This is a genomic window from Ignavibacteriota bacterium, from assembly GCA_016218045.1.
Taxonomy (GTDB): domain Bacteria; phylum Bacteroidota; class Ignavibacteria; order SZUA-365; family SZUA-365; genus JACRFB01.
Window position 1 is genome coordinate 1 of the sequence record JACRFB010000001.1, and the last position, 15013, is coordinate 15013.

The 15013-nt window shown below is 58.6% G+C and carries 13 protein-coding genes; all 13 read right to left on the reverse strand.

The window, feature by feature from the left end:
* Nucleotides 1-423: 423 nt before the first annotated feature.
* Nucleotides 424-1146, reverse strand: coding sequence for a class I SAM-dependent methyltransferase (locus tag HY962_00005; protein ID MBI5645285.1), 723 nt, complete (start codon nt 1144-1146; stop codon nt 424-426).
* Nucleotides 1147-1176: 30 nt separating this feature from the next.
* Nucleotides 1177-1560, reverse strand: a complete 384-nt coding sequence (locus tag HY962_00010) for a HEPN domain-containing protein (protein MBI5645286.1) — start codon at nt 1558-1560, stop codon at nt 1177-1179.
* The gene (locus HY962_00015; protein ID MBI5645287.1) at nt 1550-1861 is read right to left on the reverse strand and encodes a nucleotidyltransferase domain-containing protein; all 312 of its coding nucleotides are present in this window, start codon (nt 1859-1861) and stop codon (nt 1550-1552) included. The genes HY962_00010 and HY962_00015 overlap by 11 nt, the downstream gene beginning before the upstream one ends.
* A 117-nt stretch (nt 1862-1978) precedes the next feature.
* Nucleotides 1979-3076, reverse strand: a complete 1098-nt coding sequence (gene wecB, locus HY962_00020; GenBank protein ID MBI5645288.1) for a UDP-N-acetylglucosamine 2-epimerase (non-hydrolyzing) — start codon at nt 3074-3076, stop codon at nt 1979-1981.
* Between the two features lie 102 nt (nt 3077-3178).
* Entirely contained in the window at nt 3179-4396 is a 1218-nt protein-coding gene (locus HY962_00025) for a glycosyltransferase family 4 protein (GenBank protein ID MBI5645289.1), read from the reverse strand.
* A 7-nt stretch (nt 4397-4403) separates the two neighbouring features.
* A complete protein-coding gene (locus HY962_00030; protein MBI5645290.1) occupies nt 4404-5420 on the reverse strand; it encodes a glycosyltransferase in 1017 nt (338 codons plus the stop codon).
* Nucleotides 5421-5423: 3 nt separating this feature from the next.
* Nucleotides 5424-6629 (reverse strand): hypothetical protein, encoded by a 1206-nt coding sequence (locus HY962_00035; GenBank protein MBI5645291.1) that lies wholly within the window; start codon nt 6627-6629, stop codon nt 5424-5426.
* A gap of 66 nt (nt 6630-6695) precedes the next feature.
* The gene (locus HY962_00040; protein MBI5645292.1) at nt 6696-8108 is read right to left on the reverse strand and encodes a glycosyltransferase; all 1413 of its coding nucleotides are present in this window, start codon (nt 8106-8108) and stop codon (nt 6696-6698) included.
* A gap of 99 nt (nt 8109-8207) precedes the next feature.
* Complete coding sequence (gene asnB, locus HY962_00045; protein MBI5645293.1) at nt 8208-10109, reverse strand: asparagine synthase (glutamine-hydrolyzing); 1902 nt, start codon at nt 10107-10109, stop codon at nt 8208-8210.
* A gap of 93 nt (nt 10110-10202) precedes the next feature.
* Nucleotides 10203-11648, reverse strand: coding sequence for an O-antigen ligase family protein (locus HY962_00050; GenBank protein MBI5645294.1), 1446 nt, complete (start codon nt 11646-11648; stop codon nt 10203-10205).
* A gap of 36 nt (nt 11649-11684) precedes the next feature.
* The gene (locus HY962_00055; protein ID MBI5645295.1) at nt 11685-12785 is read right to left on the reverse strand and encodes a glycosyltransferase; all 1101 of its coding nucleotides are present in this window, start codon (nt 12783-12785) and stop codon (nt 11685-11687) included.
* A complete protein-coding gene (locus tag HY962_00060) occupies nt 12778-13929 on the reverse strand; it encodes a glycosyltransferase family 4 protein (GenBank protein MBI5645296.1) in 1152 nt (383 codons plus the stop codon). Before HY962_00060 ends, HY962_00055 begins: the two co-directional genes overlap by 8 nt.
* Nucleotides 13926-14990 carry a glycosyltransferase gene (locus HY962_00065; protein MBI5645297.1) on the reverse strand — a complete coding sequence of 355 codons (1065 nt, stop codon included), beginning with the start codon at nt 14988-14990 and terminating at the stop codon, nt 13926-13928. The genes HY962_00060 and HY962_00065 overlap by 4 nt, the downstream gene beginning before the upstream one ends.
* Nucleotides 14991-15013 lie beyond the last annotated feature (23 nt).

The following is a 15013-nucleotide window of genomic DNA, read 5'->3' on the forward strand; positions in this document are numbered from 1 at the left end:
GAGACGTTCCCGAGACGTTCTGCAAGACGGAGCAATCCGAGTTTGTTCCCGATGAGTTTCTGTTGCGTGGTCATCGTCACACGGTCCTTTCATGTGGTGGTTGATGATACGCGTCTGTCAGATATTATCCTAACTTGTACAGCTATGGGCATGCCCACACGAGTGTTCACACATTCTGTTGATTCCTGGAGTGAGAAATTCACATCCCAGGTACTCGACTTTTGAATGCCGCCCCGCCTAGCGGGGCTCTTTGAATCGCGCGGTGCCGCGAGAATCTCACGCCTTCCGGCGTGGGTTGGTGAATGCCACCCCGCAAAGCGGGGCTCAGTGTGAAATGACGGCCTTACAGCTTTACCCCTTTACCTCTTTACGCCTTTACCTCTTTACGCCTTTACCTCTTTACGCCTTCACCCCATTACGCCTTTACCCCTTTACAAGCACCCCGACCAAATGTGTTCGTAAAAAAGGTATGGAAGAGAGAAACGGGTACAGCATGCGCGTCAGAGGACCAAGACGGCGCGCGAGATGCGGAAAGACTGTGACACTGCGGATGGAGTGTGAATAGTTCGGGAAATACGAGCGGACGCTCTTAACCGAGATTCCCCGGACGTTGGGATTGGCCGGATTGTTCACACGGAAATCATACCACACAACAGCACCTCCGCGCCGCAGAACGCGGTCGGTTTCCAAGGCCATACGTACACGCATCGACTCGTCGAGAATCGAGCTGAATACTGTGAAGATGAGAACAACGTCAAACGTCGTGTCCTCGAAAGGCAATGCCGTGGCATTCGCAGTGCGGACGTCGAAATCCGGATGCCGCTCCTTCGCTTCGGCGATGCGATCGTCGAGAAGATCCACACCCGTGATTCGATGGACCTGCACACCTGCCGTTACAAAGTCCTGCATCACACTTCCACCGCCGCAGCCGATCTCGAGCACACGAACAGCAGCCAGATCCAAACCGACACCCGCAAGCATGCGGCGGATGATATCCATGCGCTCGCGTATGATCGCCGCATTGCCCGGATTCCCGCGGCTCCATTTCCCGGCGCCGTGCCCCGCGTCATGATACCCGCGGTACACATCGGCAATACGACGGGATTCGATATTATCGATTTGTTCCTGCAAGAGAAAAGTAGGCACTTTTTGAGGCGGGTACCGAATCACCGCTATTTACAAGCGTTCAAACACGCTGCGAAAGATCGCATAGATTGTGGATGCGTCCGCGTATGCCTCATCTGCCATTTCAGCATCTGCATCCATCCCGGGGTATCGATACCCGATCGAATAGTCTGTGAGACGCGCCAAGTGTTCCCGCAATTCTTCAAACTCAGGATACACCGCGAGTAATATTTCCAGGAGTGCAGTGAGATCGTGTGTTCGAAGAACATGCATCTCCTGCTCAACGATGAGTGCCTTCATCATTTTTTCAACAGCTTGCTGACAATGAAAGCACACGGCATCGAAATTTGGGTCAATCTCAACGGCGTGCTCACGTGTTGCAGTGTGTACGTCGCGATCCGCCTTGAGCAACCATTCACGTGCTTCAGCTTTCATACAGCAGCGTGCCATGCGAAAAAATATCGCTGAGAAATGAATCACCCTCGGACATGCGGGCTCGAATTTGCTTCGGCGTGCGAACAATGAGGTCGCAGGCAAATGGTGGACGTGTGCTGATACGTATACAGGCAGCCTGTTTCGCTGGATGCAACTCCGTGTTCATGATGACAAGCATGTCGACATCGCTCTCGTTGGTGGCACGACCATCCGAGTACGAGCCAAAAAGCCAAATGGCAATAGGACTGTATTGCCGGATGATCGATCGACTGTATGCTCTAATGTCTTCGGGCTGTACCATGGTTAAATAATACTTGGTATGTCATCCAGAAACAATTCGCTCGTGAGGTAGTCCGCGTGCGCTGGCACGCGGAGGCGCGATGGCAAGTTGCGTGCGCGCGTGTCGGCTTCGACAAGCTCAGCCTGACACGCGCCACTCCCCACTCCCCACTCCCAACTCCCGAGCGCTCTCCAGCACCGCCACTACCCTCTCCGCGGCATGCCCGTCTCCGAACAACGCAGGTCGTGTTTCCGGCCACCAGTGTGTTGTGGCGGCGATGTGTACCGACCGCGCGTCGAGGTCGAGAACGCGATTCCAGCCGGCGTCGACGGTTTCGATCCACTCGGTTTCCGTGCGCAAGGTGATACAGGGGACGCCGTGAAAATACGCCTCCTTCTGTACACCGCCACTGTCCGTCAACACCATTCGCGCGCTTTGTAATGCCGACATAAAATCGATATATCCGAGCGGCGCAACAGGCAGCACGGCGGGAGGCAGTCCTAGCCCATGCGCGCGCAGTTGTTTCTTCGTGCGCGGATGGACCGGGAGAAGCACCGGAAGCGGAAGTGCGCCGAGAATGTCGAGTGCAGCACGCAAGCGACCTGCATCATCGACTGTGTATTGTCTGTGCAGCGTGGCGAGAAAATACATACCGCTCTCGAGCGCATGTGTTTCCGGATACCCGCGCCGCGCCGCGGCCGCCGCGTAATACCTGGCCGCGTCGTACATCACGTCGCCGGTCAGAACCGCGCGATTCGCCAGACCCTCGGTGTGCAGGTTCTTCAGCGCAGTGTCGGTGGGACAGAAAAGAATATCCGCAACATGATCCGTCAGCACACGATTCTGCTCTTCCGGCATGGAGCGGTTGTATGAGCGCAGGCCTGCTTCCACGTGGGCGAGCAGACGGCCCTTCTCCTTTGCCGCAAGCGCGGCGGCCAATGTCGTGTCGGTGTCGCCGTACACGAGCACAATATCGGGCCTGTACTGCTCGATGGCCGCCTCGTATCCGGCAAGCATCGCGCCTGTGCGCGCGTTTGGCGCGCCGCCTGTTATGCCGAGATTCAGATCCGCCTTTCTGAGACCCATCTCGCGGAAAAACACGTCCGACATCCCCTGGTCGTGATGCTGCCCGCTGTGCACCAGTATCTCCTCATGACCGGCCGCAGCGAGCGCCCGGGACACTGGCGCCGCCTTGATGAACTGCGGACGGGCGCCTACGGCGGTGAGTAAACGCATTGGGCGAACGTGAAATCTGGAAAGTGAATCGTTGAATGTGGAAGGTGGAAAGTGGAAAACAGACAGGAGGAGCGGTAATGTCGACGCGGGTTGATGGCCGTGTTATTGAAGCCGGAATGCGGCAGTGAGGTGGGTGATGAAGTGCGAGACGATTGTATCGCGGCTGTAGTGGCGCTCGACGGCTGCACGGCCGTTCGTACCCAGACGGGCTCGAAGCGCAGGATCGGCAGCGAGGCGACGGACGGCATCCGCAAGTCCGTCGATGTCGCCAGGGGAGACTACGAGGCCTGCAGTATTCTCCCGTACGATTTCAGCGGGCTCGCCGTCCGCAACCAGAATCACTGCCCGCGACGCCGCCATCGCTTCATACACCTTCGAAGGAACCGCCCCCGGAATGGTGGTCTTGAGCGGCACCAGGGCAATATCGGTTGCCGCGAGAATGCCGGGGACTGTGTCCGCTGAAACAGCATCATGAAAACGTACACGCGTCAGATCGCGTTTCGCCGCACTGGCGACAAGCGCCGACTTCTCCGCTCCGTCACCAAAAAGATGAAATGTCACGGGAAGATCACGCAGCAACTCCGCGGCATCGAGCACCTGGTCCAGCCCCTGGGCAACACCATGCAGACCGCAGTAGGCGATGAGACACTCACCCCGACCCTCCCCTTTTTCCGCAAACGCATATTTCGGAGCATCAGCTCTGAATATTTGCGTATCAACGCCGTTGGACAGGTGATACACGGGTTTGTCCGGCACCACGGCGGCGACATGGTCCACGATACCGCGCGCCTGCCCGGTTACCATCCAGGCGGAACGGTAGAGCCAATTCTCGAGGCGGACCCCGAGGCGGAACACAAGACTGCGCCGATCGAGACGGCCGAGCGCTGCAACCGTTTCAGGCCACAGGTCCGACACATTCACGATCAACGGCATCCGCTTGATGCGGCTCAGCCACCATCCGCTGAGCCCCAGAAACAAGGGCGGACTCTCGACGAGGAGCACGTCGGCGCGGGGCAGCAGCAATGTACCGGCGATCATCGACGAGAATACGAAGGAAAATGCACTGAGGAGGCGCGCAATAGTTCTCGTGCTGTTGCTGGGGTACATGCACACCCGCTGCACGGACACCCCGTTGCGTATTTCCTTCGACCATATCCCGCCGTATCCAGGGTACACCTTCCCCGTCGGATAATTCGGCATCGCGGTGAGGACCGTCACTTCATGCCCCCGCGATACCAGACGCTCCGCGAGTTCCGACAAACGCTTCTGCGGCGCGCCGATCTCGGGCGGATAATACTGCGTCAGAATTGCGAGGTGCATGTGGCGGTCAGCGGGATGGAGACGCTTGTACCAGCGGGCGCGGCGGCTTTCCGGTGCGTTGCAATACCTGCGTATACACATCCAGAACCCTCCCCGCGATCAGGCGCTCATCGAGATCGAGAACCGCTGCGCGTCCCGATATGCGCGCGTTTCTGCGCAACACGTCGATGAGTCCCGCGGCAAGGGCTTCCGCATCTTTCTGCGGGCACACGTGACAGCCATCCACACCGGCGACGCGGAACGCGACATCACCGACATCCGTTGCGACCACCGGCAGATCACACGCCAGAGCTTCCTTCACAACGTTGGGAGACCCCTCGTGCGCGGATGTGAGGAGCAGGACGTCGCACGCGTTCATATACAGCGGCATCTGTTCATACTGCACGCCGTGGGCGATGATCAATCGCGCATGCGGGAATGTCTCGCGCACGCGCGACATCGCCTTCTCCGCCAGCCAGTGCTGCTTTATCGGTTCCGCCGGATTTGCGGCAAATAGGACCAGATGATCCGATATCGGGAGCCGCAGTGCGGTGCGGGCCTCCTCGCGCGCAATCGGCCGGAAGTGGGCGAGATCTATGCCCGACGGCGCGAGAGTGAATGAACGCCCGGGTATGTGACGGGCAAGAGAATTCGAGACAAGGATAATCGCGTCCGCATATCGCGACACGAACATGCTCACGAATCGCAGGACCCGGCCTTGTGTCGTGTAACGACCGCTCCGACCGACCACGCCCTCGAGATCGCTTCCCCGGTACGTGACAACGAGCGGGACGGGTGCAGGCAGGGTCACCAACGCGCTCTGTCCCCACTGCGCGTGTACAAGATCATACCCGCCGTTGCGGATGCGGCTCCGCACGTCCTTTCGAATACGCGCGTAGTTCAGCGGATTGCCCCCGCCCCGGAAGGAGTACACATCGATATCGACGCCGAGGGCACGGAGTGCTTCGATGTGCCGTACCACAAAACGCGCTCGTTGGGGCTCGCTCTCAGTTGGCCATTCGGAGGTGACAACAAGGACGCGCATCTGTTATGCCCGCGCCGTGTGTCGCAAACGCGACATAAGTCTGTCCCATATGGGGATCACTGCCGGAGCGGCCAGCAGACTGATCATGCCGTAGAGAGGAGCGGAATATCGGGCGATCCCCGCCATGACGGCGCTAATGGTCCACATATACCCGATGACAAGCAGGAGCATCCACAAGGCGGGATCACGGGACGCCCCGATGGATTTTCTCCGTCGCCGCCACAACCAGAGACCCGTGATCGCACCCACCCACCACGGGAGATGAAGAAGCAGTGTTGGTGTATCCCAGCGCCCTGTATCGGACATGTACCAGGCCCGCGCAAATTTTCGCGCGTAGAGCGTGGTAAATGCAACGGGATCCTCCCTCAGCCAGTGTGTGTTAAAATCGATGATCCCGCGCAGCGATCGTTCGGGCGCATCGTAGTCCGCAAGCAATTCATCGGCAATTCTGTTTCCCTTGTTGCGTTTGAAGCCGTCGAAATACGATTGATACGCGGTGGGCATCGCCGCGAGCCCCTCCTTCCCGAGGGATCGTTGCACGAGGGTCCAGGGAAGCATGGCCAACGCCTGGCCTGCTGTGAAAGCGACAAAGGTAAAAAGGACGACGGTCAACACACGCCGTGTACTGTGGTGCGCTTGTGCGGCCGCGCATACAGGAACCAGCGCAAGGACGATGAACTGCGAGTTGGCGCGGATCAAGGTTGCGCAGCCCATGAGGAGCCCGGCGAGAAACATCATGCGGTAGCGTACCCCCGTCTCGCGCTGCAATTCCCGCGCGAAGAGCAGCAGCGAGGAGAGGAATGGGACGATAAACAGAATCGCCGCTTCCTCCATGCCGACGCCGAGGATGAATATCGGTGCGGCCGCAAGACCCGCGCCTCCCAGAAACGCCATGCGTACATTTCGTGTCAACGCGTACGCGAGCAGAGACGAGAGTACCGCCGCGACAAGAACCAGCCATGTATCGAACAGGATTTTTCCCGTCCAGTATGGCAGCCCCAGCGCCGCAGTGACGGTGTATTTTACGGCGAGATAGTACGAAAAGCCGGGCGGAACGTTGATCGATCCGGGATATCCGCGCTCGAGGACCTGATGCATCGCCGGTGTGTGGTCCTTGTTCGGGATCGTCACAAAGGTTCCTGTTGATGCCGCCACAAACAGACCGAGCGCATGCACCGCTACCGCAGAAACCGCAAGGCGCGTCAGCATACGGCGCAATGCGGCAGGGTCCGCATTGTCAGCAAAGGGAAAGGGCCACTCTCTCATCGACAGTGCTTAGTGGAATTTTATTCTTCGCGCGGCGAACAACACCATACGCAGTAAAAGCACTCCGTGACGCCATCGCTGAATGTTTGTATCGCCGTACGTGCGTTCGCGATATCGTATCGGCAAATCGACGATTTTTAATTGTTGTTTTGATGCCCCGAAGAGCAGGTCAAAATCGCCGAATGGATCGAAATCGCCGAAGTAGGAGCGATTGTCCACAATGCGTCTATAGTCCTTTTTCCACAGGACCTTTGTTCCGCACAGCGTGTCTTTCACCGGCTGTCCGAGCAACCACGAAAATGCAACGCTGAAAAATTTGTTTCCCAGGAGATTGAAGAAGCGCATGGCGCGGTCCTGCATGGGATACACGAGACGCACGCCGTTAATGAAATCGCCCTTGCCTGAAACCAGTGCCTCGTAAAATCGCGGGAGATCCTCCGGTGGAACGGTGAGATCCGCATCGAGTATCATGAGCACATCACCTTCGGCAATATCGAATCCTGCACGGACGGCGTCGCCCTTGCCCCGGCCCGGCTGTGTGATAAGCCGGCAACGCTTGCCGGGATGCCGTTCCATTTCGCGTTGTATTGCGCCGGCGGTATCGTCGGTCGAATTTCCCTCCACAAAAAGCAGCTCGGTGCCTGCGCCCATTTCCGGCACACGCGCGAAGATATTCGGAACGTTCCCCTCCTCGTTGCGCGCGGGCACAAGCACGGTGACTATCGGATCTGCCGGACGCTGAACAGGCAGCGGACGCGCCACCAGAACATTGGTGAGACACAAGTGTGTCAAGGGCCACAGTCGAAGCAGCCAGCGGTTTGCGAGCCGGGCGACCAAGGGCACAGGCAAAGGACACAAGATTTCCCTTGTGCGCCGTATGGTTTCGAAACCCGAAAGTGCGAGGAGGCCGGCAATGTCGTCGCCAGTCAACCAGTTCTGCGCGAGCACCGGTTTCGCAAGACCCAGCATCTCGGCAAGACGCAGCACTCCTTCCCAGAGCCGGCTGTACGAATTGATGATGACACGTGTGCCGGGGTGACAGCAGGGACGAAGCCGTTCGAATACCGCCTGCACGTCCCACAACTCGTTCACAAGATCCGATAGTATTATTGCGTCGAATACACCAAGATCCTCGAAGGTGTGCGCATCTGCATGATGGAATTCCAGATCCGGATGACGCAGTCGCGCGGACTCGATCATCCTGCGCGAAAAGTCGACACCAACGCCCCGCGATGGCGACACCGACGCGAGCAGGTCGCCGCGACCGCAGCCGAGTTCGAGAACACGCAGACCGGGCGCGATGTGGAACGCGTACAGGCCGGCTAGCCGAGCGTGGTAGTATCCTCCCCACCCCTTCCAACTGTGAAGGCGAGTCTCGACATCATCCCAATGCGCGGAGCGCGCCGATGTATGTGCCGCCATTGCCGGATCAAAGGCAATGGAAGCTTCATCCTTCGTGGACGCGTGTGGTGGATCGGTGATGGCGCTCAGATGCATGGGGTTTCCTCGGGGAGTGCTGTGCTACACGAGCGCCCGGCCGTGACGCCGAAGCCAGATCTCGAGTGAGAGCAGCATGAAAACTCGCTGGTAGGTTTTATATCTGCTGATTTCGACGCTCGCGGCGCGCGCTGAGCGGAATCCCGTCAGAAGTTGCGACAACCACTCGGCAGTGAACAGGCGGCCGACATGGGACGCAGGCCCCGTGAGGAGATCCAGAACCCAGTCGTGCAGCGATGCGTCAAAAAAAGTATCCAATGGAATCGCAAATCCCTGCTTCCGCCGATGCGCGATTTCTTTCGGGAGATGTTGCTCCAGCATTTTCCGCAGGGGGAGTTTCCCCTCGGAGCCATTGTGTTTCATTGATGACGGGATTCGCTGGGCCGCGCCGACTATATATTCGTCGAGCAACGGAACACGGATCTCGATGCCGGCCAGCATGCTTGTCATGTCCACTTTTTTCAGCATGTCGCCGGGGAGACTGTACCGCATGAGCCATTGACCGATGGCAGCTTTTGGATCGGACCACAGCAGTTCTTCGTATGGCTCGAAAAGGCGAAGAATGGGTTTCGCTTCGGCAAACAACTCCTTGGAGGCCGGCGAAAAGCCATTCCACAGATCGGTGTGCGAAAAATAGCAGCGCATATCGGCAAAGATCCCGGCAAGACTCCATCCCGCGTACGTTGAAGCGCGACGCAGGTGGCGGTATGGTGCTGAACCCTCCCGCACGAGATGCGTGAGCGAGCGGCCGAATCGGCTGTTCAGAAGATGCAGCAGCGGGCGCACGCTCAAGATTCGCGTGAAGTACGCAAATATCGGATACCCGTAGAAGAGTTCGTCCCCGCCATCACCCGACAACGCCACCTTGACATGCTTCTGCATTTCTCTGCAGAGGAAGTACGTGGGAATTGCGGAGGAATCGCCGAAGGGTTGATCGAAATGCGCGAGCAGACCCTCCATCTCACTGCTCGAGAAGCCCGTGTTGTTCAGGTGCAGGGTGCAATGTTCCGTGTGCACCGCGGCAGCCACATGCGCGGCGTGGATCGACTCGTCAAACCCCGCTTCTCCGAACTGGACGGTGAAGCTGCAGATGGGGTGTGGTAAGATGCCGCTCGCAACGGATGTTATGAGGGATGAATCCACGCCGCCGCTGAGTAGAACGCCCAGCGGCACATCGGCAATCAACTGCCGCCGGACGGTCAGATCGAGACACTCCTGCAACGTATTCTTCGAGTGCGCGGATGTGGTGGATTCGAAGGACCAGAAACACTGCTTCCGGAGCTGGCCGTTCTCTACGATCAATGTATGGCCGGGCAGCAGCGCCTCTATGTGTAAAAATCCGGTGGCCGGCTCTGGAATGAAGGCGAGACTCAGGTAATCGAGTATCGCCTGCACGTCCTTTGTGTCGTCTACCGCCGGGTGCCGCAGAACCGCCTTGATCTCGCTGCCAAACACAAATGCGTCTTCCGTGCGGGAAAAATAGAGCGGCTTGATGCCGATGCGGTCGCGTGCGAGAATCAGTCGATGGTGTATGACATCATAGATCGCGCAGGCAAACATGCCCTGCAACATGGGGATACACTCCGCGCCGTATTCCTCGTACATGTGCGGCAGAATCTCGCCGTCGGAACGGCCGATAAAACGGTGTCCGCGTTGTATCAGCATTGCACGGAGTGTGTCGTGATTGTATATCTCGCCGTTGAAGATCACGACGACATTGCCATCCTCCGACACATGGGGCTGTCTGCCCGCCTCACTGAGATCGATGATGCTGAGACGGGTATGGCCCAGAAAGGCGCCCGGGCCCACCCACACACCCTGCGCGTCGGGTCCGCGGTGAAGCAACGACTGGACCATGCCGTCTCCGATGACACCATCGGGCTGCCTGTGCGCATCCTGATACACGATGCCGGTTATTCCACACATCGTACGGTCCTGTCGTAATGATGAAAACCGTGGAACAAAAAATGAGCCGCACGCCGGCCCGATAACGGCAGCCGGTTGCATCCCTGAACGGGATCAGACACGGTCCTGGTCACCGGCTTCACGATAATTGGCGAGAGCGGTTGCCACCCAGAAAAATATGGCAAATGTTGTGACGCGTGTCCCTGCGTGAAGAAACATCGCCAGCGACCATCCGATCAATCCCGCCACAATGCCTCGTTGCCAGTTGTAGCGGGCATTCCGGAAAATCTGCATCAGCAGATACCCGAGTACGATAAGAGCCGCCAGACCCAGGAGTCCGTGTTCACCCAGAAGCCGTGTATATTCCGTGTGTGCGTTGATGCCTTGCACACGACCAAGCGAGCGGAGTTCACGGCCCATGCCCGGACCCACTCCGAGTATGGGATTCTCAAGAAACATGGCAATATCCTGTTCCGCAAGCACGTCACGCCCAGTCTCACCTTCTCGTTCGTACCTCTCCTCCAATGCGCCCTTCGTGAACACGTCCAGAGCCGGCAGGACGTATGTCATGAAAGGATATAATATGAGCGCTGCAATAATTGTGAATTGAATGCGTCGCTTTTTGTCGGCGAGTGAAAAGGGAATGGCCAGGCAGAAAAAGCCCAGCAGGTTGTATACACCGCCGCGGGAAAACGTCATGATGCTCTGAACGACGAGCGCGACGGCGGTGATCAGAAAGGTGAGGCGTATGCGGGCAGGGAGTCGTGCAATCATCACGGAGGAAATGAGTGCGATGGCGCCGAAGGAAAACAGAAGTGACACCTGATTCGGAGCAGCGCCGCCCGACGCAAAAAAGTTGGAGGACCGGCCGTAGTTGACGCCCACCAAAAACACGTTGTTTGCGGATATACTCCAACTGGCAAGTATCGGGAGTGTCGACCAGAAGAGCAGGATGAGCAGCGAGCGCTTGTCGAGATTGATACGGGAAAAGTGATATATACCGAGAACGGAGACGGCATGCGGTACCAGTGCATATGCGATCTGCTGGCGGGCGAGTCCGAATTCAGCGTTCACCACCGTAAGCAAGGCCGAGGGAAGCAGCAGGAGAAAAAACACGAACCCTGCGCGTATTCCCGGACGTACGGCGGGGATACGCCTCATTCCGATGAGTAAAATCAGAAACGACAGATATTCAGGAAAGAACCAGAACACCTGCGCGCTCGTTACGCGCCAAATCACCGTGGAAGAGATGGCATAGCCCATGACGGCCAGCATCCCGTCGGTTGAGCGGCTCTTGAAAACAATCAGGAGTGCGACGAGGCCGACTCCGAAACCATGCGCCGTCGCGACGGCCTCCGAAAGGTGCATGATAAGGCCGAGCGCCACGTGCCCGAGCATGAGCATCACTGTGACGAAGAAAGAATACGGAAAAGCGCCGGGCTCCTTCGCAAGACCTGGGAGCAAGGCAACGCCATCATTCTGAAGCAGTGCCTGCTGTGTCTGGCTCCCCGCCTGCTTGGGCGACGGGGTAATGCCGCGTGTGATGTGCCGGTTAAACACAGGTGTATCGCTCCGCCTGACGTTGTCGGGGACAGTTCATGAGAAGTCCGATGATGGGTGTAAGACGGACCAATATATATCACGGAGAGTTTGCACAAGACTGCAAACATTCCGGCGCATGGCAGCGGCGCGACAGCGGCGCGAGAACTCCTCGCGTGTATATGCCGAATCCATGAGAATCGACATTGCAACCGCGAGTGCAAGTTCGTCACCCGGTTGTACGACCAGTCCGAATCCATCCGGCAGAAGTGAACGCACATCACCGACATCGGTGGCGACTATCGGCAACCCGCAGGCCATCGCTTCGAGCACAACATTCGGTGTTCCTTCAACATCGGATGTGGACAGGAAAACATCCGCCTTCTCGTACCACGGGCGCATGTCCTCGGACGCCCCGGGGAACTCGACAACCTCGCGCAGTCCGAGTTCGTCGCGTCGATGAATAAGCCGTTCGCGCTCCGGCCCCTCGCCCACAATCACGGCGCGTAGGTGGTCGCCTCCATGCGCGTGCAGACGCGCGATCACATTCAGAAAAAGATCGAATCGTTTGACCGGGCGAAGGCTGCCCACCCCCAGCACCGTCACCGGCCGATCATAGCCGCGATCGCCGGGTGTGAACCAATCGGTATCGACAACATTCGGGAGAAAGCGTATCCGTTCCCGCGGCACACCCGCGATAATGGCGCGCTCGACCGCTGCTCTGCTGTTCGCGCACATGACGCGTGGCAGCCGCAGCGACAACTTCCCGAGCATCCCGCCGATGGCCTCGACTTCGTTCTGCACCTGGCTGCGTATGGCGCCGATCTCCCGGACGCCTGTCATGCGGGCGGCGAGTGCCGCATACATGTTTGTAAAGAAGTGTCCGCTCTGCAGCACTTCCGGTTGCAGTCTGCGCACTTCACGAACGATGGCGCGAAGGCGTCCGAGGCGGGACCCGTCCCCGCCGACGTGCACGATTTCGACACCCGAACGCAGAAGCGGCTCCTCCCAGAATTCACCTTCTGTAAGAGACAGTACGGAGACCTGTGCCCGTTCGGCCTGCAGCACGCGCAACATGTAGGCGAGCTGTCGTTCAGCACCCCCGCAGCCCAGTGTTCCCGCAATAAAACATATGCGCCTGTTTGACAGATCAGGCATGACGCAGTTCCCCCCATTGTTGTGATAACAACTGATGTAGCGTGGCGCTGTACGCTTCAAGCGTAAATTGTGCCGCTGTCTCGACCGCCCGTCGCGACATCTCGCGGTAGGCCTCCGTATCACCGATACAGCGCATCACCGCATCCGCAAACAGATGTGGTTCCCTCTCAGGAACGATACAGCCGGCACCGGTCGACAGGAGTAATGGAAGCACGGAGACCGGCGTGGTTATGACGGGGAGTCCGGTCGCCAGCGCTTCGAGCACGGCTTTCGGAAAACCCTCCGACATCGTGGGAAAGAGAAACAGGTGTGCCTGCCGCAAGAGGTGCAGGACATTGTCGTGTGAGAGACGTCCGTGGAAGGTCACCGCGGCATCGAGTCCAAGCGCCGCGGATATCGCTCTGTATTCCTGCAGCCGGCCGCCTTCACCAACAACCTCCGCGCGCGCGGACACCCCTCTCTCGCGCAAAACTGCAACAGTGTGAAGCAGTACATCCGTCCCTTTCCCGTGCTCCTGTCTGCCGACAAGAATCAGTCGCGGTTCGTCGACCGGAACGGATCGTTCCGGCTCCGAGGAACCGCGGAGTTCGCCGGCTGTTATTGTAGTGGAGAATATCCATCGGACCTCGGGATTCCGGCGTGACGGCGAATCGGCGCCGCCGCCGGTTGCGAGCATCACGTTACGGCCGCCTGCGACCGACTCCATAAACGCATGCCAGAAACGTTCGGCGCGAGTGCGCGTCTCGAACCAGTTTCCACAGTGCCGCACATACAACGGTTTGCGAAGAAGCCAGGCAAGCAGCATTGCAATCGAGCCGGTGTCACACGGGACGGGTGTATGTACCGCGTCGTGCGCGAGGATTTCCCGGAGGAGACGTATGATATTTTTTGCGATCCATATCGGAAGTCCAAGCTTGCGATAGCCAAGGATGGCAGGAGGCGCCTTCGACCGCACGATGCGCATCGCGTGCCCCGTGAGCGGAATGTCTCCATGCCGCGCGTCACTGTCATCACGTTCGAGGAACAGTGTCGTGGCATCGAACAATTCCGAGAGCGCCCGCATCTGTATCGGGAATCCACCATCGGAAACATAGCCGTCCTTTCCGAGGCGGCAGCGCTTGTAACTGACGACAAGCAGTTTCATGCCGGTGTGTCGCTCCGCTGCAGCAACGTAAGCAGGTCGCGCGCGAGTCCGCCGTATGTGGACTCAAAACTATACCCGTCTTCCACCTGTGCGCGCGCCCGCAAGCTCTGTTCCTCCGCAAAGGAATCGTCATCCATAAGGCGAAGGGCGCCATGCGCCAGATCGTCATCCGTGTCGCCCAGAAGCAGCCCGTGGTCCTGCCGGAGTCCCATACCATACACGGCGTCGGGCGATGCGACCACGGGAACGCCGCAGGCCATCACCTCCACGAGCCGGCTCCGGAATCCGTAGGTGCCCTCCCACGGGCACAGCACAGCGCGCATGGTGCCCAGCAGCTCCGCCGGGTGCTCGACGAATCCGGTCACATGTATCCGCGGGTCGACGGTCAGCGCCGACAACTCGTCCGGCGGATTGGCGCCGACTATCCAACATTCACAGTCCGGATACCGTTGCCAGATGAGTGGCATTATCCGGCGGGCGACCTGTGAGGCGCTTCTGCGGTTCACGTCGCTGGAGAGACTCCCCCAGAAACCGATGCGATGAGGCACGGCCGGATTATATGTTTTGGGCCACAACGACAGATCCGTGCCCATCTGCGCGAGGAATACGGGTGTGCCGTCGACACGCGGCCGCGTGTACTCGGCCTCGCCGGCATTGATTGCGATAAGCGCGGTAAAATCACGCCAGGCGGCTTCCTCCCGCATCTTGTAGCGCTGAACGCGGGATTCGATATCGCGCGCACCCGCTGCCGACAACTGCCGTCGCAGCGATTGCCACAGGACGTCGTGCATGTCGAGCACGGTGGGTACATGATTGTCCGTAAATACGCGGGACGCGCGATGCGCGTGCCAATACTCGAAAAGTACAACATCGAATGCCGTGGGATCGAGCACTGCGGCTATTCGTGCCGGCGAGAACTCCACTTCCCCCAACACGTAATTCGATGCTTTTAATCCTGTACGCTTCGAGAACACGCGGCCGGCGGCCTTATAATACAGCCGATGGACGATGCTTCGCTGCGTTTTTGAAGGCAGGAGTATTAAGCCGTCGACGTGGTGCATCCATTGTTGCCTCACATCGTCCA